Annotated in this window: 17 protein-coding genes; 7 read left to right on the forward strand and 10 right to left on the reverse strand. The window is 62.9% G+C overall.

Annotated features, from left to right (window positions below):
• Positions 1-110: 110 nt before the first annotated feature.
• Complete coding sequence (locus BMI87_RS00850; protein ID WP_078519280.1) at positions 111-761, reverse strand: cytochrome b/b6 domain-containing protein; 651 nt, start codon at positions 759-761, stop codon at positions 111-113.
• Positions 754-2,475, reverse strand: a complete 1,722-nt coding sequence (locus BMI87_RS00855) for a tetrathionate reductase family octaheme c-type cytochrome (protein WP_210402447.1) — start codon at positions 2,473-2,475, stop codon at positions 754-756. Before BMI87_RS00855 ends, BMI87_RS00850 begins: the two co-directional genes overlap by 8 nt.
• Positions 2,476-2,737: 262 nt before the next feature.
• Between BMI87_RS00855 and BMI87_RS00860 the strand changes: the two genes are divergently transcribed.
• The gene (locus tag BMI87_RS00860; protein WP_078519281.1) at positions 2,738-3,313 is read left to right on the forward strand and encodes a DsrE family protein; all 576 of its coding nucleotides are present in this window, start codon (positions 2,738-2,740) and stop codon (positions 3,311-3,313) included.
• A gap of 100 nt (positions 3,314-3,413) precedes the next feature.
• Here BMI87_RS00860 and BMI87_RS00865 read toward each other — a convergent pair whose 3' ends face one another.
• The 6 genes from BMI87_RS00865 to BMI87_RS00890 form a co-directional block, all read right to left on the reverse strand.
• Positions 3,414-3,767, reverse strand: coding sequence for a cytochrome o ubiquinol/quinol oxidase subunit IV (locus tag BMI87_RS00865; protein WP_078519282.1), 354 nt, complete (start codon positions 3,765-3,767; stop codon positions 3,414-3,416).
• Entirely contained in the window at positions 3,767-4,381 is a 615-nt protein-coding gene (locus BMI87_RS00870; RefSeq protein ID WP_165756923.1) for a cytochrome c oxidase subunit 3, read from the reverse strand. The genes BMI87_RS00865 and BMI87_RS00870 overlap by 1 nt, the downstream gene beginning before the upstream one ends.
• Before the next feature lie 8 nt (positions 4,382-4,389).
• Positions 4,390-6,453: a cbb3-type cytochrome c oxidase subunit I gene (locus BMI87_RS00875; RefSeq protein ID WP_078519284.1), complete on the reverse strand. Its 2,064-nt coding sequence runs from the start codon at positions 6,451-6,453 to the stop codon at positions 4,390-4,392.
• Positions 6,450-7,409, reverse strand: a complete 960-nt coding sequence (locus BMI87_RS00880; protein ID WP_133051919.1) for a cytochrome ubiquinol oxidase subunit II — start codon at positions 7,407-7,409, stop codon at positions 6,450-6,452. The genes BMI87_RS00875 and BMI87_RS00880 overlap by 4 nt, the downstream gene beginning before the upstream one ends.
• 499 nt (positions 7,410-7,908) lie before the next feature.
• Positions 7,909-8,556, reverse strand: a complete 648-nt coding sequence (locus tag BMI87_RS00885) for a Crp/Fnr family transcriptional regulator (RefSeq protein WP_158522062.1) — start codon at positions 8,554-8,556, stop codon at positions 7,909-7,911.
• 213 nt (positions 8,557-8,769) lie between these two features.
• Positions 8,770-9,498, reverse strand: a complete 729-nt coding sequence (locus BMI87_RS00890) for a Crp/Fnr family transcriptional regulator (RefSeq protein ID WP_246832625.1) — start codon at positions 9,496-9,498, stop codon at positions 8,770-8,772.
• A gap of 420 nt (positions 9,499-9,918) precedes the next feature.
• On the opposite strand from BMI87_RS00890, the gene BMI87_RS00895 reads away from it, so the two are divergent.
• Both BMI87_RS00895 and BMI87_RS00900 read left to right on the forward strand, forming a co-directional pair.
• Positions 9,919-10,305: a response regulator gene (locus BMI87_RS00895; RefSeq protein ID WP_078519288.1), complete on the forward strand. Its 387-nt coding sequence runs from the start codon at positions 9,919-9,921 to the stop codon at positions 10,303-10,305.
• Between the two features lie 205 nt (positions 10,306-10,510).
• Positions 10,511-12,028 (forward strand): acetyl-CoA hydrolase/transferase family protein, encoded by a 1,518-nt coding sequence (locus BMI87_RS00900; RefSeq protein ID WP_078519289.1) that lies wholly within the window; start codon positions 10,511-10,513, stop codon positions 12,026-12,028.
• Between the two features lie 406 nt (positions 12,029-12,434).
• Here BMI87_RS00900 and BMI87_RS00905 read toward each other — a convergent pair whose 3' ends face one another.
• Positions 12,435-13,355, reverse strand: a complete 921-nt coding sequence (locus tag BMI87_RS00905) for a manganese-dependent inorganic pyrophosphatase (protein ID WP_078519290.1) — start codon at positions 13,353-13,355, stop codon at positions 12,435-12,437.
• 141 nt (positions 13,356-13,496) lie between these two features.
• A complete protein-coding gene (locus tag BMI87_RS00910; RefSeq protein WP_078519291.1) occupies positions 13,497-14,498 on the reverse strand; it encodes a TraB/GumN family protein in 1,002 nt (333 codons plus the stop codon).
• 198 nt (positions 14,499-14,696) lie between these two features.
• Between BMI87_RS00910 and groES the strand changes: the two genes are divergently transcribed.
• The 4 genes from groES to BMI87_RS00930 all read left to right on the forward strand — a co-directional run bounded on the left by groES (position 14,697) and on the right by BMI87_RS00930 (position 18,743).
• Positions 14,697-14,984, forward strand: a complete 288-nt coding sequence (groES, locus tag BMI87_RS00915) for a co-chaperone GroES (RefSeq protein WP_075774612.1) — start codon at positions 14,697-14,699, stop codon at positions 14,982-14,984.
• Between the two features lie 65 nt (positions 14,985-15,049).
• Positions 15,050-16,693, forward strand: a complete 1,644-nt coding sequence (gene groL, locus BMI87_RS00920) for a chaperonin GroEL (protein WP_078519292.1) — start codon at positions 15,050-15,052, stop codon at positions 16,691-16,693.
• A gap of 170 nt (positions 16,694-16,863) precedes the next feature.
• Positions 16,864-18,003 carry a hypothetical protein gene (locus tag BMI87_RS00925; RefSeq protein WP_078519293.1) on the forward strand — a complete coding sequence of 380 codons (1,140 nt, stop codon included), beginning with the start codon at positions 16,864-16,866 and terminating at the stop codon, positions 18,001-18,003.
• Positions 18,004-18,074: 71 nt separating this feature from the next.
• A complete protein-coding gene (locus BMI87_RS00930; protein WP_078519294.1) occupies positions 18,075-18,743 on the forward strand; it encodes an HAD family hydrolase in 669 nt (222 codons plus the stop codon).
• Position 18,744: the final 1 nt, after the last annotated feature.

Consider the following 18,744-nt stretch of genomic DNA (forward strand, 5'->3'; position numbering starts at 1 on the left):
CCGCTTTCCCGAGCGGCGTTTTTCTTTGCCTGCCCTGCCGGGGATGGCCCAAGACGGAGACAGAAAAAGGCCCCGCATGGGGGGCCTTGATCCGTCGTGCGTAGCGATGCTCAGTCGAGCACCCGGCCCTGCTGGCGGAAATAGGCCTCTGCCTCGGGCGTCAGATCGACCTTCTCATAGCCCGAGACCATGGGGCGCACATGCTGGCGGAAGCCGTGGCCGATGGTGAGCAGGTAGACATGGACCACCACGAAGCTCGCGATGGCGAAGGCCGCGAGGACGTGGAAATTCGCGATGATCTCCAGCCAGAACGAGCCGCCGTCGAGGTGATCCCAGAACCCGTAGCTGAGATAGGCCAGCCCCGAGATCCAGATCGCCGGGAAGAGCATCATCTTGAGCGCGAAATAGGCCGCCGCCTGCAGCGGGTTGTGCCGCCGCTCGTAGCTCTTCACATAAGGATGCTCCTCGCCCTTGAAGACGCCATAGGCGTAGAAGCGGCTGACCTCCCACATGCCTTGCATGCGCGGGATGAACTGCTTGTAGCCGCCCGTGGTGAACAGCCAGAAGGTCGCGAAGGCCCACAAGAGGAGCAGCGCCAGCGCGACGACCGTATGGATCAGCACCGCCGCCCCGAAAGGCAGGATCGGATGCAGCCCCAGAAGCCGCGCGCCGGTGAAGAACAGCAGCAGGATCGAGCCAACCTGGCTCCAGTGCCAGAGCCGATTGAAGCGCGAATAGACCTTTACGCAATGCTCAGCCATGGTGGCCTCCATTCTTCTTGCCGCGGTTGATCAGGCGCAGCGCGCCATGGCCCAAGGCCCCCAGAAGCGCCATCAGGAACATCGCGAGCCCAAGCTTGCCGCCGAGATTGATTTCCGAGCCGGGAACGTAGATCCCCGCCAGATTGGCCATCCGACCGCCCTGCGCGTGGCAGCTTTCGCATTGCAGCGCATCGTCGGCGGGCGCGACCATGTGGGTGATCGGCCAATACATGTAGGTATGGACGAAATCGAACTCACCCGAATACTCGACACCGGCATAGTCCATGCCCGCCTTGAGCGATTTCTCCCAGTCGTAATAGGACCAGAGAGCGGTGCCGTTGCCGGGGCCATAGACGTTGTTATAGGCCAGCACGTTGCGCTGTACGTCATAGGCCTGCGTGCCGACCATCCGCTTGAAGGGGAAGATGCGGCTGTCGGGCTGACCGGGATTGCCGCCGATCTTGTTGATCTCGACCACCTGCGTCGGGTCGATCTCTTCCTCCGGCAGGGTGAAGGTCATCTCGCCGTTGGACCATGCGTAATAGGGCGTAACGTTCTCGCCCCATTCGAAATCACCCTTCTTCGACATGTAGGTGTGCAGGTGCTTGCCGTCGGATTGGGTGAAGCCCTCTTCGGTGATCGGCTTGCCGTTCTCGTCGAGCTTGCCCGCCGTGGACCAGTCCCAGACGGTCTTCGTCGCCACCCCGCCCCGCGCGTAGCTGGGGATGTGGCAGGTCTGGCAGGCCACCGTGTCGGTGTGATCGTTGAGCTTCGCCGCGATCAGCGGGTTCGGCCCTTCATGCGGGCTGTCCGTGTGGCAGGACTGGCAGGCGGCCGCATCATGCGCCGAGCCCGCCATGCGATCGGGATGCGGGTCGATCACATCGGTCTCGTAGCGCGAGCCCTCGAAGACGTGCTTGTCCGAGACGTGGCAGGTCTCGCAGGTGAAGTTCTGACCGTCGGGCGACATATGGACATCGACGTCGCGCGGTGGATTGAACAGCGCCGAGCTGAGATCGCCATGCTTCACGTTATCGCCGCCACCGCCGTAGAAGTGGCAATTGCCGCAATTGTCGCGTCCGGGCGGTGCGCCCACCGATTGCGCGGCCTCGGCCAAATCGACGGGCCATGCGGCCGCGCCGGTGATCGTCTTCGCGCCTGCGGCCACCGGTTCCAGCGGCGGCTCGCCCGCGAGGTTATCCTGTTTGGTATATTGGCCGGATTTGTCGTGACAGACGAGGCAGTCGACCTTGGTCGGATCGTCGGGCATCGGCTCGCGCACGTCCGTCCAGCCATAGCCCGTGTGGCACGAGGTACAGCGCACCTCGTTCGAGGCGACATTGCCGCAAAACGCGTTCATCTCATGCGCCTTGCCGAGCGTCTGGCCGGTGGCCTCGTTCTGGTATTCCCAGGTCCAGTGGACCGAATGCATCACCTGATTGGAGGCCTCAGTATGGCACGACAGGCAAGCCTCGGTCACCTCGGAGCCCGACGCGAACGGCCCCTTGAGCTGGTCGAATTTCGAGTGGTCGGCAGTAAGCTCTTTCACCGGATCGCTCATATGGGCGGCCTTCGAGGCCCCTTGCGCGACGGGTGTCGATTGCGCGCCGATTGCGGGCGTCTCCTCCCCGACCGCGTCCTGCGCGTAGGCGGGAAGCTGGCCCAAAATCACGGCTGAGACGAATGCCGTGATCCGCAATGCACTCTGTGTCATCGATGCTCCGACTGGCTCACTACTGGTTACTCACATTGCTTAGCGTGAACGCGCAGATCACGGGGATGCGACATTTCGTGAGTTTTGCGTGACTTACTGTCGCATCGGTTTTGGCACGCGCGGAGGTGCGGCGCGCATCACGCAGCCCTGATCTGCCGTGAGCGGCGCGGCGAGGAACGAAGCGCTACCGCCCCGCGCTGAGCCTCACCGGGCGCGGACATCCCCTGTCCCGGCCCTCAAATCGATTTCACAGGAGAGTTTCATGCAGCGCGCAACCCGCTTCGTTCTTCCCGCCGCCCTCGCCCTTGCCCTCGGTTCGGGCGCGGCGTTCGCCGCCTCCTCGAGCAACGACGGCTCGAAAACCGAATGGATCAACCCGGTCGTGAAGGATTACGGCAAGATGCACCCCGTGCCCGATGGCGCGCTCAGCCCCGATCCGAACAAGGACTGGAAGATCGTCTTCGACGTCGGGATGGGCAAGACAATGGACGGCGGCGTGAACGCGGCGCTCTGGCATGTCGCGCGCGCGGTGAACGTCTACGGCCATGCGGGCGTCGACAAGGAACATCGCAAATTCGCGGTGGTGCTGCATGGCGCGGCGACCCCGCTCGCGCTTTCGCCCGAGGCGTATAAGGAGAAATTCGGCAAGGACGATCCCGACACCAAGCTGAAGCAGGAACTCGCGGATGCGGGCGTCACGCTTTACGTCTGCGGGCAGGCACTGGCCGATCACGGCTTCACCGAGGATCAGGTCGGGCCGAATGTCGATGTGGCGCTGTCGGCACTGGCGGCTGTCCCGGTGCTGGAGAGCCAAGGCTATCAGCTCTTCCCGATGTAATCGCGCCTCTCAGGTGGACATGAAAAAACGCGGGCAGTTTGCGCTGCCCGCGTTTCTATTTGCTTGGCGGAGCGAGGCCCTAAGGCCCCTGCCCCTCGGCTTACATGCTGCCAGCGCCCATACCCATCCGGCTTGCCAGATCGGCCAGCACCCAGACGGTGCCCGCAGCCATCAGGATGATGAGCAGGAAGGTGAACAGCACCAGATACAGGTCCGGACGCGCCTCTTTCGAGAAGTCGAGGTGCATGAAGGCCCAGAACTGGATGATCAGCTGCGCGATGCCGAGGATGCCCACGATGGACCATGCGAGGCCCGTCGAGAACACGCCACCCGCGACGATCACGACGCCCGCGAGCGTCAGGACCACCGAGAGCGCGAAGCCCCAGACATAGCGCGCCATGTCGTGCTTGTACTCAGCCGAGTCCATGCCGACGTCGGAGTTGATATAATCCATCACAGCACCCCCATCAGGTAGACTTTCGTGAAGAGCGCGATCCAGACGATGTCCAGCATGTGCCAGAACAGGCCCAGACGCACGAGACGCGACTTGATCAGGTCGTTCATCCCGAAGGTCTTCATCTGAACCATCAGCAGGATGCCCCAGATGATACCCGAGGTGACGTGCAGACCGTGCAGACCCACCAGCGAGTAATAGGCGGTCAGGAAGCCCGACACTTGCGGCGTGTTGCCCTCGGTCCAGAACTCGTGGAATTCGTAGAGTTCGATCCCGAGGAAGATCGCGCCAAGCGCCAACGTCACGACGAGCCAGCCCACCGTGCGCTTCATCGAAGCGCCGTATTTCATCCCCAGCGTGCAGATGCCGAAGGTGAAGGTGGAGATCAGCAGCGCCATCGTCTCGATGGTCGGCAGGCCGAGGCTGAACAGCTCATGAGGGCTCGGCCCGTTCGCGATGCCGTGCCATTCGGCATCGGCGTAGTTGGCGATCATCAGCGAGAAGGCGATGAGGTCCGACATCAGGAAGATCCAGAAGCCGAAGATCACCGTGCCCGTCTTGTCGTGATGGCCGTGATCGTGGGAGGCAGCGTGCGCTGCCCCCGTGTTGCTCATAGTTGCACTCATACCTGCGTCTCCATGATCAGGCCGCGGTTCTTGGTGGTGAACTCATCGTCGAGCCGGATTTGCGGCGTGGATTCGACGACGCGCTTATGGGCTTCATAGCCCTCACGCAGTTCTTCCGCGGTGACGGTTTCTTCCCAGTCGGTGTCGTAGGAGCGGATCAGCACCAGCACCCACATGGCCACGAAGCCCACCGCAGCGATCAGCCACATCTGGAAGATCATGGCGAAAGCGAAGAGGGTCGCGACGAGGCCCACCAGGAACGGCATGCCGGTCGGTTTCGGCAGGTGGATGTCGACGAACTCGGTCGGATCCATGACCCGCTTGCCCGCTTCCTTCGCATCGACCCACGGCTCGCGCGACGTCATCGCCGGGATGGTGGAGAAGTCGTATTCCGGCACCGGGCAGCCCAGCGACCATTCGATACCACGACCGTCCCAGGGATCGCCCGCCGGCACCATCAGGCTCTCACGGTTCTTGACCGAGACCCAGACCTGAATGATCTGCGCGGTCAGACCCGCCAGCACGCACAGCGCGCCGAGCATCGCGATCACCAGCCACGGGAAGTAGGCCGGCTCGGTGAAGAAGGCCATGCGGCGCGGTGCGCCCATCAGACCGATCGCATAAAGCGGCATGAAGGCCCCGTAGAAGCCGATCATCCACAGCCAGAAGCTGCGACGGCCCCATTTCTCGTCCAGACGGAAGCCGAAGCAGAGCGGGAACCAGTAGTTCACGGCCGCGAACATACCGAACAGCAGGCCCGGGATGAGCATGTTGTGGAAGTGCGCCACCAGGAACAGCGAGTTGTGGGTCGCGAAGTCGATCGTCGGGTTGGCGAGCATGACGCCCGTGATCCCGCCGATCACGAAGGTGAAGATGAAGCCGGTGGAGAACAGCATCGCGGTCGAGAACCGCAGCTTGCCGCGCCACATCGTCAGCATCCAGTTGAAGACCTTCACACCGGTCGGCACACCGATCGTCATCGTCGCGATGCCGAAGATGGCGTTGAGGTGGGCGGTCTGACCCATGGTGAAGAAGTGGTGCACCCAGACGGTGAAGGACAGCACTGCGATGGCAATGGTGGCCCAGACGAGCGAGGTGTAGCCGTAGATCTTCTTGCCCGAGAAGGTCGGGATGACTTCCGAGAACACGCCGAAGGCCGGCAGGATCAGGATGTAGACTTCCGGGTGACCGAACAGCCAGAACATGTTGGCGAAGTTCATCATGTTCCCGCCTTGGGTAGCGGTGAAGAAGTGGAAGCCTGCCTGACGGTCAAGCGCCAGCATCAGCGAGGCCACGGTCAGCGGCATCATCGCGAAGATCATCAGGATCGCCGTGCAGAGCGTCGCCCAGGCGAAGATCGACATGTCGAACAGCTTCATGCCGGGGGCACGCTGCTTGTAGATCGTCACGAGGAAGTTGATGCCCGAAAGCGTCGAGCCCACCGAAGTCAGGCCCAGCGACCAGATCCAGTAATCCACGCCCTCGTTCGGCGACAGCTTGATACCCGTATAGGGCGGGTAAGCGGTCCAACCGCCGGTCTCGAAGTGACCGACGACGAGCGAGGCCATCACGAGCGCCGCACCGCCGATCGACAGCCAGAGCGAGACCGCGTTCATGAAGGGGAACTCCATGTCGCGCGCACCGATCTGGAGCGGCATGACGACGTTGATGACGCCGGTCAGGAAGGGCATCGCCACGAAGAAGATCATGATCGTGCCGTGGGTCGAGAACAGCTCGGCGTGGTGTTCGACCGACAGGAAGCCCGGTGCGGGCGAGACCTGCTGGGCGCGCATCACGACCGCCTCGAGGACGCCCCGGATCAGCATGATCAGGGCCAGAACGATATAGATGACACCGATCTTCTTGTGATCGAGCGTGGTGATCCAGTTCGACCAAAGCGGTTTCCACCAACCTTTGACGGTCAGCAGAACCATGACCGCGAGCGCGCCGAGGACGACGATGCCGCCCGCGCCTGCTGCGATCCCGGTGGACAGAGACGGATCCGTGAAGAAGGGAACGATGAAGATATCGTTCCAATCGAGACTACCAAGAATACTCATTGAGCGTCCCCTTGATGTTGGTTTTGCGAGACATGCAGTTCTTCGCGGATCGCGTCGTCGATCTTCTTCTGCTCGGGCGCGTGGTCGGGCAGGATCGCTGCGCCGCCATCGGACAGCATGTCAGGGTTCATCATTACTTTGCCCCAGTAGCCTTTCTCCGGCGGCTCGAAGAGCTCAGGCCCCGACCAGGTCGCGGTCTTCTTGAACGCTTTTTCGAGCTGGGCGAAGGGGTGCTTGGGCTCTTGCAGGAACGCGTCGAACTGCTCCTGGCTCACCACGTCGACCTCAAACTTGTTGAGCGGGAAAGCCGCGCCGTTGAACTGGCTGTTGAAGCCATAGGTCTGCGACGGATCTTCCGAGGTGGTCAGATTCATCTTCGTGCCCATGCCGGGCATTGCGTAGATCTGGCCGGCAAGACGCGGGATCCAGAAGCTCTGCATCGCGCCGGTGGCGGTGATGTCGAACTCGACGGGGGTGTTCTCGGGCAGGACCAACCGGTTCACGGCGGCGACCTTGCCGGGATAGATGAACATCCATTTCCATTCGGACCCGATGACCTTCACATGCATCGGCTCTTTGCCCGTTGCCTTGTAGGGGTCTTCGCCCATCACGTGGCCCCAGGTGAGCCAGCCGACGATAAGGAAGGTGAGCGTGGCACCGCCCCAGATCACGACTTCGGCGGCAACCGAGTGCGACCAGGTCGGATCATATTTGCCTTTCCCACCCTGACGGCGATAGCGCATCGCGATCCACGGCGTGCCGATCAGGATCGGCAGGGAAATGGGCAGCATCCAAAGGAAGAAGCTGATCAGGTGAGCGCGTTCTCCGGCCGCCACCGGGCCGAGCGGGGTCATCACCCCGTTCTCCGCGCAACCTGACAGCCATGCAGCCGCAACGGTCAACAGGACCGGGGCAGCGAGGCGGCTGGGCCGCTTGTAGATTTTTTCAAACAACACGGAAATACCTTTCCTATTCCCTCTTCTTGGCGCGGGGGCATAGGGGTCTCTCGGGGGAGGCCGCGAGGGCTCCCGTCCCGCGCGATGCCTCCCACTCTAGGGCAGCGCCCGCGAGGTCAATCGGTGTTGACAAATTGTCGCAGGAACGAGCGTAACCGACTGAAAATCATGCACAAATGTCATCACACACCTGCGACGCACGAAAAAATAACCAATAAATAAAGGGGGTTGGTCTTGAACGGGCGCGCCCGAATACAGGGGCAAACGGGCCCTTCTCTCGCGCTTGTGATGGAGCGGTGAGCGATCCGTGAGCAAAATGAGCAACTTAGCCGATCACGGACGCTTGAGGTCACGGGGTGCGTGAGGGGTGCTATCCGCTCAGGCTCCCGCCTCGCCCCGCGTTGACGGGAACGGGCAGCGCCCTCCCCCGGCGCATGACAAACCAACGCCGCAGAAACCCCGCGGCGCGCTGTCAGAGAGGCTTATCAGAAAGGAGCAGTCAGAGCGCCGCGGCTCGGCGCAGCGCCGGGAGCGACGAGATCCGCACACGCCCGCCGGCAATCCGGAACAGGCCCTGATCGCGCAGACGGCGGATCGTCTTGTTCGTATGCACGAGCGACAGCCCGAGCGAGTCCGCCACGACCTGCTGGGCGAAGGGGAACGGCGCGCTGTCCTTCTCGATCAGCCCAACCGCCTCGGCACGCTCCCATGCGTGCATCACGAACCACGCGATCCCCTCATTGGCGTTGCGCTGCCCGACCGAGGCCAGCCAGCCCGACAGCCGCGTCAGTTCACGCGTCATCAGCCACACGAGCGTCGTGGTGCGGTCGGGACCATCTGGCAGAGGCTGATGCAGATCGGCCGGATCGAAGCTCGACAGCATCATCGGCGTGAGCGCCTCGTAATAGCTCGCCCCCGGACCGTAGAGCACGCTCGTCAGCCCGCACAGATCGCCCGGATAAACCAGCGCTTCGACTTGCCTGCGCCCGTCTTCGAGCAGCGTATAGCGCATGGCGATCCCGCGCTCGACCCGCACAATCAATGGCGTGGACTCGGGCAAGAGCGCCGCCCCCGCGGGAATGGCGCGTTGCGATTGGGACAGCTCCGCCAGATAGGCGAGGTCAGGTTTTCGAGACAGGTTTTCCAAGCTTGCTCGGTTCCGTTTTGTTGATTTCTGCGAAGAAACCAGCATCTGCCGCGAAAGCGCTGAGCGCGCTACGTCATAGGACATTGATGCAGATTTTTTCGGATGTTCCTCGGCGTCACCCGGCGGAAAAACACTTTTCGCCTATGTGAAAAGCTTTAGGAATCGCTGCGCGACTGCAGCGTTACTGAGGAATTCCGCCACTCTCCTGCGCGACTATAAATAGTAGCGCGGTGGCCCGGCCCCGAGCTCGACGACTCCTATATCGGCAAGCCTTTCGAGATCGGGCAGTTCGAGAATCCCCTGCGTCCATCTGACAAGCCCTTCGGACCGCAGACGGGCAAGTGTCTTGTTTGTGTGAACGAGCGATAGCCCGAGCGCATCCGCGAGATCCTGCTGCCGGACGGGGAACGGCATCTTGCCGTCGCGCACCAGCCCGGTCTGCGATCCGCGCTCAAAGAGAGTGACGAAGGCCCATGCGAGCGCCTCGCGCGCCGAGCGCTGCCCGACCGTCACGAGCGCGTCGCTCAGGAAATGCTCCTCGCGCGCAACCTGCCACGTCAGCATCATCGCGCGCTGCGGCATCTTCGAGAAAAGCTCCCACACTTGTTTACGGTCGAAAACGCTGAGCTTTACCGGGGTCAGCGCCTCGGTCGTATGCGAGGCCATGCCCATCATGATGGCGTCGAGGCCGATCAGATCGCCGGGGAAGAGGAAATTGAGCACTTGGCGCCGCCCGTCTTCCAGCATCCGGTAGCGCATCGCCTGGCCCTCGAGCAAGGTGAAGAAGCGTTGCGGTTCGTTGCCTTCCATCACGACGGTCTGCCCTGCGGGCATCCGTAGCTCGCCCGCGCGGGCGGCTTCGGCGATTGCTTCCTCGTGCGCATCGGGCGCCATGAAGGCGGGATTATCGACGAAGGGACAATTTCTAAAGTTGCGTGTCATGCCTTGGCTCACTTTTACGTCATAAGGCAACGCGGAGGACCGTGGCAGGTTCCTTTCAAATTTCGTGGGTGGATTCCCTATTTCCCCTTATTTCCCTCACTATCTGCGCCCCGCATGTTCACGATCGCTTGTGTAACAGGCAGCCCTGTGGGATTCATGCCAGCTAGACGCTTTGCAGCAGTATGTCATAGTTAAATGACCCCGGAGATTACGAGGTGCAGGAAGGCTGAAGAGGCCTCTCAGTGCACCGACAATCGGGCTGAAGCCTAAATCGTTATACTGACGTCGGATCGACCACGATCCCTCTCACCCTCCAAATGCAGTAATCTGCAAGGACAGGAAGCTGATGCCCCGGATTTTCCAACACGAACGAAGCGAGATCCGCGTAAGCGGTGCCCGCCTCGCGGCTAGGCGGTCCTCGTGACTCTTTGTTCCCCCCCTCGGATCGACGGCACCGCGCTGGTGCTCGAAGACGCGATGATCGTGGCCTATGATGCGGCCGCGATGCTGAGCGAATTCGGCGCGCGCGATGTGGTCATCTTCGGCACTGTCGAAGAAGCATTGCTCCATATTGCTGGCGGCAATGACATCTCGATGGCGCTGCTCGACATCAATCTTGGCGACGAAACCTCGCTGGAAGCCGCCAAGGCGCTGCGCGAACGCTCGGTGCCGATCCTCTACTCGACCGGATATGATGAACAATCCGTGATGATGGACGGCTTTCCCGAAGGCAAGATGCTGATCAAGCCCTTCACCAATGACGATTTCGCCAATGCCCTGATTTCGATGGGTTTTGCCGAAGCCTGATCTCTGCGCCACTGGCGCTGAGATCGATATGCCATGCGCCCGGTGACAGTTGTTATGCATACGGCGCATATCTGCCAAACATGGACATCCCGCGCAACCTCGCGTTCCTCGTCACCGGAACACCAGGTCGCGCGGCCATGCGGGGCAGAGAGGAGCCCCGTTCCGCGCCATCGCGACCGAACCATCGCGAAGGAGGCGCTTGCTCATGAACCATACGATCCGCAAAGCCCATGCCGGGCTCGCCGCCAAGGTGATGTCCGCCGAAGAGGCTGCAGAGCTGATTGACAATGGCGCGACCATCGGCATGTCGGGCTTCACCGGCTCGGGCTACCCCAAGGCGGTGCCGATGGCGCTGGCCGCGCGGATCGAGGCCGAGCACGCGGCGGGTCGCCCGTTCAAGGTCAAGATCTGGTCGGGCGCGTCGACGGGCCCCGAGCTGGACGGCGCCTTGGCCAAGGCCGACGGAATCGAATTCCGCCTGCCCTACAATTCCGACCCGATCGCGCGCGAGCGGATCAATGCGGGCCAGATGAAATATTTCGACATGCACCTGAGCCAGGTCGCGCCGATGGCGTGGATGGGGTTCATGGGCAAGCTCGATACGGCAGTGATCGAGATCTCCGGCATCACCGAGGATGGCAAGCTGATCCCGTCGAGCTCGGTCGGCAACAACAAGACCTGGCTCGATTGCGCCGACAAGATCATCCTCGAAGTGAACCGCTGGCAATCGCCGCTGCTGGAGGGGATGCACGACATCTATTACGGCACCGCCCTGCCCCCGAACCGCGTGCCGATCCCGCTGGTGAAACCCGACGACCGGATCGGCCAGACCTATTTCGAGGTCGATCCCGAGAAAGTCGTGGCCGTGGTCGAGACCGACGCGCCCGACCGCAACGCACCCTTCAGCCCGCCCGATGCGGTGGCCGAGGCGATTGCGGGCCATATCCTCGACTTCCTTGGTAACGAGGTGAAACAGGGCCGCCTGCCGCGCGGGCTTCTGCCGCTGCAATCTGGCGTGGGCAATGTGCCCAATGCCGTGATGGCCGGGCTGATCGAAGCGCCCTTCGACCAGATGACCGCGTTCACGGAGGTCATTCAGGATGGGATGCTCGACATGATCGAGGCGGGCAAGCTGCGCATGGCCTCGGCCACGGCGTTTTCGCTCTCGCCCGAGAAGGCCCAGTATTTCAACGACAACGCCGCCTATTTCCGCGACAAGCTGATCCTGCGTCCGCAGGAGATCTCGAACCACCCCGAGCTTGTGCGCCGTCTGGGATGTATCGCGATGAACGGGCTGATCGAGGCGGATATCTATGGCAATGTGAACTCGACCCATGTGATGGGCTCGAAGATCCAGAACGGCATCGGCGGTTCGGGCGATTTCGCGCGCAACGGCTATGTCTCGATCTTCATGACGCCCTCGGTGGCGAAGGGCGGCAAGATTTCCGCGATCGTCCCGATGGCCGCCCATGTCGATCACATTGCGCAGGACGTGCAGGTGATCGTGACCGAGCAGGGTCTGGCGGATCTGCGGGGGCTGTCTCCGAAGCAGCGCGCCGAGACGATCATCGAGACCTGCGCCCATCCCGCCTATCGCCCGATGCTGCGCGACTATTTCGAGCGTGCGAAGAAGGGCAGCTTCGCCAATCACGCCCCGAACCTGCTGGGCGAGGCGCTGAGCTGGCACCAGCGGTTCGTGGAAACGGGGACCATGGAGGCGTGAGGGGCTTAGGGCCGCGCCCGAGCCTTGGGTGGGTGGCTTGGCGGTTTATCTCTCAAGACCGAATGGCATTCGTGCCCGCGCTGACTTCGCCAATGCGCCCTCCCGGGGGGAGAGTCGGGCGCGGCCGGGGCTAGTCGCCCCGCGCCCGAGAAAAATGCTCCCGCTTCGCGATTGCGCCCGATGCGCGCCGCAGGCGCAGGGTGCGCGCCGGTCCGTCCCGACGGGCTGGCGCATTGCCACCCGCGCGCGACGTTCACACTGTGGAGGAGCTTGGCAGGCATAAACCGCCTTCGTTCAAAACTCAGGCTGCGCCATCCCACGGACCGGCGCGCGCCCTGCTCCGCAACCAATAAGAAAAAGGGGCGCCCGACCGGACGCCCCTTCCCTATCTCAAATCCCGAAACGCTCAGACCTTGAGCTGCGGGATGATCTGTTTCTTGCGGCTCATAACGCCGGGCAGCACCACCGTGTCGCCCTCGACCGTGGCATCGAAGCTCTTCTCGGCCACGCCCTTCACCAGATCGTTCGGCACCAGCAGCGTCGCCTCTTCCTTCAGGATGTCGATCACGAAGAGCAGCACCTGATCGACGCCGTCTTCCTTCGCGACCTCTTCCATCGAGGACATCAGCGAGGCTTTCCGGTCCAGCACCATCTTCGGTGCGGTGGTCTCCAGCACCGAGACGCGGAAGCTCGTGCCGTCGACCGGGTATTCCTTGGAATCCATCCGCAGCAATTCCGCATCGGTGAAGGCGGAGACGTCCGATTTCGCTTCGAACATCTTCTCGGCCAGCTCGTGCATGTCGATGCCCAGATCCGCTGCCAGCGCGTCGCAGACGGCGCGGTCGTGATCGGTCGTGGTGGGCGAGCGGAATTCCAGCGTGTCCGACAGGATGCAGCTGAGCATCGCGCCCTTGATGCCGCGCGGCGCTTTCGCCACGTCGTCGCCCATCAGATCGTAGAGGATGGTCGCGGTGCAGGCGAGCGGGCGCATCGTGATGTCGATCGGGCCCTTGGTCTCGATCCCGCCGGTCAGCTTGTGGTGATCGATGATCTGGATGACGTTGGCCGCGTTGATACCGCTCGGCAGCTCGGCGGGGTTGTTGGTGTCGACGACGACCACGTCCTCGCCTTCTTCCACGTCAGAGATGATCTCGGGCTTGTCGAGACCCCAATGCTCGATGACGAAAGCGGCCTCGGTGTTGGGCTCACCCAGCAGGCAGGGCTTGGCCGGAGAGCCTTTGACATCATTGAGATACCACGCCCAGGCGATGGGCGAGCCGGTGGAGTCGGTGTCGGGAGCCTTATGGCCAAAAACCTTGATCGTCATGGGGAGATCCTCTCGGATAATCATCTGTCGGCGCAGGTTATAGGCGCTGTGTCTGGGCTTGTCACCTAGGGGTCTGGCGATGCGGAAAGGGGCGCGCCCGAACCTTGGGAGGGCGCCCCGCAAAGGCCGTGTTTCAGCTGATCAGCTATCGAGCCGCTTGATCGTCCAGCCGTCCTTTTCGAGCAGCCGCAACAGCCCCTCTTCGCCGGACAGATGCAGCGCGCCCACCGCCACGACGACCGGGCCATCCTCTGCCGCCGCCTCGATCTCGGGCAGCCAGTTTTGGTTACGCGCCACCATCAGAAGGTCCTCGGAGAGCTTCATCTGGCGCTCGACCTCGTCGGCATCCATGCCCGCCGCGACTGCCTGGTAGCGCGCCAGTTCCCAGATCAGACGCGGCTCGCCCCGGAAATAGAGATCGCCCATCGTCACGCCCATATCGTCGGCCAAGGGCGCGCCGATCACCGCCGCGCGCAGCATCTCTAGCGCTTCGGTCTCGGTGATTCCGTTGAAGAGCTTGAAGACAGTATCCCACGGCTCAAGCGCCTCGACCGGCACGCCATCGGCCTCGGCCGCGGTCATCACCTGCAGGTCCAGACCTCCCTGCCCCTTCGCAAGCTCGGCCGTCGCACAAGGCGGCAGCGAGAGCGTCATCGCGACGAAAGCGGGCCGCATCTTGGCCGCGAGGAAGGCGGGCATCCCGTGGGCCGCCAGCGCCACCTTGGTCATGTTCCAGTCCTGCTCCGACATCATCTGCGGCAGCGTCTTGCCGGTCGAGAACATCAGCGTCGGGTCGGTCTTGATCGCATGCTCCAGCTTCCCCTGCTCGTCCGGACCGGCCTCCACCAGAAGCCGCGACGCATCGTCGAGCGCCTTCGAGAGCGCGCCGACAAGCTTGTCATGGCGCGGATCGGGAAGGTGGTAAGTGCCAGCCAGCGTGATCTTTTCCTCGCCTTTGGTTGCAGAGAACAGCAATCCGCGAGAGAAGGGCGCGGAATCGGCCTCGGCGGTCAGGGCCTCCTGCTCGGCTGCGGGCAGCGCATCGAAAATATTCTTGCCGCGACACTCGGCCCAAGCGGGCAGTGCAAGGCAGAGCGAGAGCGCGGGGGCCAGCAGCGGCCGAAGGAACGTGGCGAGTTTCATGACGGCGAGAGTGCCACGCGATCTGCATTCCGCATAGAGGCGAAATCGCCGCGCCCCGATCGCTCGAATTGACGCAAAAAATTCGTCATCCGGTTATTGACACCCGCCCACCCCAATGACTAACTCCGCCATCGTTAGCACTCACCAGTGACGAGTGCTAAAAGTTTTCGAACCTGGAACCTTTAGGGAGTGACCCAGATGGCATTCAAACCGCTTCATGACCGTGTGCTGGTCAAGCGCGTGGAGAGCGAAGAAAAAACCAAGGGTGGCCTGATCATCCCCGACAGCGCGAAAGAGAAGCCCGCAGAGGGTGAAGTCGTCGCAGTGGGTGACGGCGCGCGCAAGGAATCGGGCGAGCTGATCGCACCGGGCGTCAAAGCTGGCGACCGCGTTCTCTTCGGCAAGTGGTCGGGCACGGAAGTGACCCTCGACGGCGAAGAGCTGCTCATCATGAAAGAAAGCGACATCATGGGCATCATCTCGTAAGGCGCCCTGCCCTTACCGAGATCCCCTGATATCCCAAGAACAACTCAGTCAAGGAGCCAACAAACATGGCAGCCAAGGACGTGAAATTCTCCACCGACGCCCGCGATCGTATGCTCGACGGCGTCAACATCCTCGCCGACGCGGTGAAGGTCACGCTGGGCCCGAAAGGCCGCAACGTCGTGATCGAAAAGTCGTTCGGCTCGCCGCGCATCACCAAGGACGGTGTGTCGGTCGCCAAAGAGATCGAACTTTCGGACAAGTTCGAGAACATGGGCGCGCAAATGGTGAAAGAAGTCGCCTCGCGCACCAATGACGAGGCTGGCGACGGCACCACCACCGCCACCGTGCTCGCTCAGGCGATCGTCAAGGACGGCCTGAAAGCCGTGGCCGCTGGCATGAACCCGATGGACCTTAAGCGCGGCATCGATCTCGCGACCTCGAAAGTCGTCGACGCGATCAAGAGCGCTGCTCGCCCGGTCAAGGACTCGGACGAAGTCGCTCAGGTCGGCACCATCTCGGCGAACGGCGAAGAAGCCATCGGCAAGATGATCGCCAACGCGATGCAGAAAGTCGGCAATGACGGCGTCATCACCGTGGAAGAAGCCCGCGGCATGGAGACCGAAGTCGAAGTCGTCGAAGGCATGCAGTTCGACCGTGGCTACCTGTCGCCCTACTTCGTGACCAACCCCGACAAGATGGTCGCGGAACTCGAAGACTGCTACATCCTGCTCCACGAGAAGAAACTCTCGTCGCTGCAACCGATGGTCCCGCTCCTCGAGCAGGTCATCCAGTCGCAAAAGCCGCTCCTCATCATCGGTGAAGACGTCGAAGGCGAAGCGCTCGCGACCCTCGTGGTCAACAAGCTGCGCGGCGGCCTGAAGATCGCAGCCGTGAAAGCACCGGGCTTCGGCGACCGCCGCAAGGCCATGCTGCAGGACATCGCTGTCCTCACCGGCGGCCAGGTGATCTCGGAAGACCTCGGCATGAAGCTCGAGAACGTCGGCATGGACATGCTGGGCACCGCCAAGAAGGTGACCATCACCAAGGACGACACCACCATCGTCGAAGGCGCTGGTGACAAGGCCGAGATCGAAGCGCGCGTCAGCCAGATCCGCACCCAGATCGAGGAAACCACCTCGGACTACGACCGCGAGAAGCTTCAAGAGCGCGTCGCGAAACTGGCCGGTGGCGTTGCTGTCATCCGCGTCGGCGGCATGACCGAAGTCGAAGTGAAAGAGCGCAAGGACCGTGTGGACGACGCTCTGAACGCGACCCGTGCGGCCGTTCAGGAAGGCATCGTTGTCGGCGGTGGCGTCAGCCTCGTGCAGGGTGCGAAAGTGCTCGCCGGTCTCACCGGTGCGAACTCCGACCAGGAAGCCGGTATCGCGATCGTCAAGCGCGCTCTCGAAGCGCCGCTGCGTCAGATCGCCGAGAACGCCGGTGTGGACGGTGCTGTCGTGGCCGGCAAGGTCCGCGAGAGCGACGACCTGAACTTCGGCTTCAACGCGCAGACCGAAGAATATGGCAACATGTTCGAGTTCGGCGTGATCGACCCGGCGAAAGTGACCCGCACCGCGCTCGAAGACGCGGCTTCGGTTGCTGGCCTGCTGATCACCACCGAAGCGATGATCGCCGAGAAGCCGGAGCCGAAAGGCGCTGGCGGTGCCCCCGACATGGGCGGCATGGGCGGCATGGGCGGCATGATGTAATCAGCCGTTCCCGCTTCAGGGATCTAATGGGAAGGGGCGCTCCGAAAGGGGCGCCCCTTTTCACATGCGTAAATCGCAGGTTTTTACGCGCGCATTGAGCTATGTCACGGGACCGCGAACGAATGGCGCTATACTTCCCCCGACGTCAATTTCGCTGGAGGGCCCCGGTCATGTTGCGCAATTTCCTCGTCAAATCCCTCGCCTGCCTCGCCGTCGCGCTGAGCGCCTCCGCCGCCTCCGCCGAAGAATCCCAAGACTGGCGCTTCGGCGGTGACGCCTATCTCGCGGGCCGCACCGTGAGCGCCACGGGCGAGGACATCCACGACCTTTTCGCCGCCGGTCAGCATGTGACATTGGGTAGCCCGATCACCGGCGCGGCCCATCTGGCGGGCCAGAATATCGTGATCGGCGCGCAGGTGGGCGGTGATCTCTACGCGGCGGGACAGGATATCGACCTCGACGCCCCGGTGGCGGGCGCGGCCACGCTCGCGGGTCAGGCGCTCACCATCAAGGGCCCGATCTCGGGCAACCTGCGCGCGATGGGCCAGCAGGTCCGGCTTGAGGCCCCGATCGCGGGCAGCGTGATCATCGGCGCCGACGACGCGCAGATCGACACCGAGATCTCGGGCGATCTGGTGCTGGGCACAAAGACCGTCACCTGGGGCGATGGCGCGACGGTCACAGGCAAGGTCCAAGTCTACACCGACACGCCCGGCGAGGTGAGCGTGCCCGCCAGCGTCGCCCCGGCCGAGCGGGTCAGCATACATGAGGCGAAGGAGTTCGAGCAGGCGAAGACGCGCGCAGCCCCGGAGCGCAATTACCTCATCGAGACTCGCGACTGGCTGGGCAGCGTGCTCGTGGTCGGGATCGTGACCACGCTTCTCGCCGTCTTCGCGCCGGGCTTCATGGACCGGATGCGCCAACGCAGCCTCGCCCATCCTTTGCGCGCAGGGCTTGCGGGCTTCATCGGGCTCTCGGCGCTGGTCGGGTCGATCTTGCTGCTCGCGATGACGGTGATCGGCATTGTGCTTATTCCGTTCTCGCTGCTCGGGGTGCTGGTGCTGGGCTTCGGCGGCTATATCGTGGGCATCTGGGTCATCGGCGCCTGGGCGCATGATCTGGTCGGGCGCGGCCATCCCGTCACCAATGGAGAATGTGCGCTGGCGGCCTTCGGCGGTGCGGTGATCGGGGCGCTCATCTGCATGATCCCTTGGGTCGGATGGCTCGGCATGATGGCGATCTTCCTGTTCGGCGCGGGCGCGATCGTGCTGCGCGTGACCGGGATCGGCGCGCAAGGCACCGCAGCCTGACCGTCCCTCCCCGCCTCTGGCCATCCCTGCTTTCGCGCGCTATCGCTGCGCGAAGGACAGGGGGAGGAACCATGACCGAGCTGGTGATTTTCGACTGCGACGGGGTGCTGATCGATTCCGAGATCATTTCGGCGCAGATGCTGATCGACGAGCTTGCCAAGCTGCGGGTGTCGATCGACCTCGACTATGTCGCACGGCATTTCCTCGGACGGTCCTACCCCACCGTGATGAAGCAGATCCGCTACGAATTCGGGCTCGATCTGCCGGAGGAATTCGAGCCGCAATATCGCGCGCGGCTTCTGGACGCGTTCGAGCGCGAGTTGCAGGTGATGCCGGGTGTGGCCGATGTGATGGCGAGGCTGGACGTGCCGTGGTGCGTGGCCACCTCCTCGAGCCAGCCGCGCGCGGAACGCTCGCTGGAAATCGCGGGGCTGCGCAAGCTGGTGGGCGACCGGCTGTTCACGGCGAGCGAGGTCTCGCATGGCAAGCCCGCCCCCGATCTGTTCTTCCATGCGGCAAAGAAGATGGGCGCGGCCCCGGCCCGCACGCTGGTGATCGAGGACAGTCTCAACGGCATCCGCGCCGGGCTTGCGGCCGGAATGGAAGTCTGGCGCTTCACCGGCGGCAGCCATCTGGCCGGGCGCGATCTGACCCCGCCCGAGGACGCGCAGCCGCATCGCGAATTTGCGCATTTCACCGAGTTCTTCCAGAATGAGCCGACTAGGGAGAAAGATTCGTGAA

This window comes from Thioclava sp. F28-4 (genome assembly GCF_002020045.1).
In the GTDB taxonomy this organism is placed as follows: Bacteria; Pseudomonadota; Alphaproteobacteria; order Rhodobacterales; family Rhodobacteraceae; genus Thioclava; species Thioclava sediminum.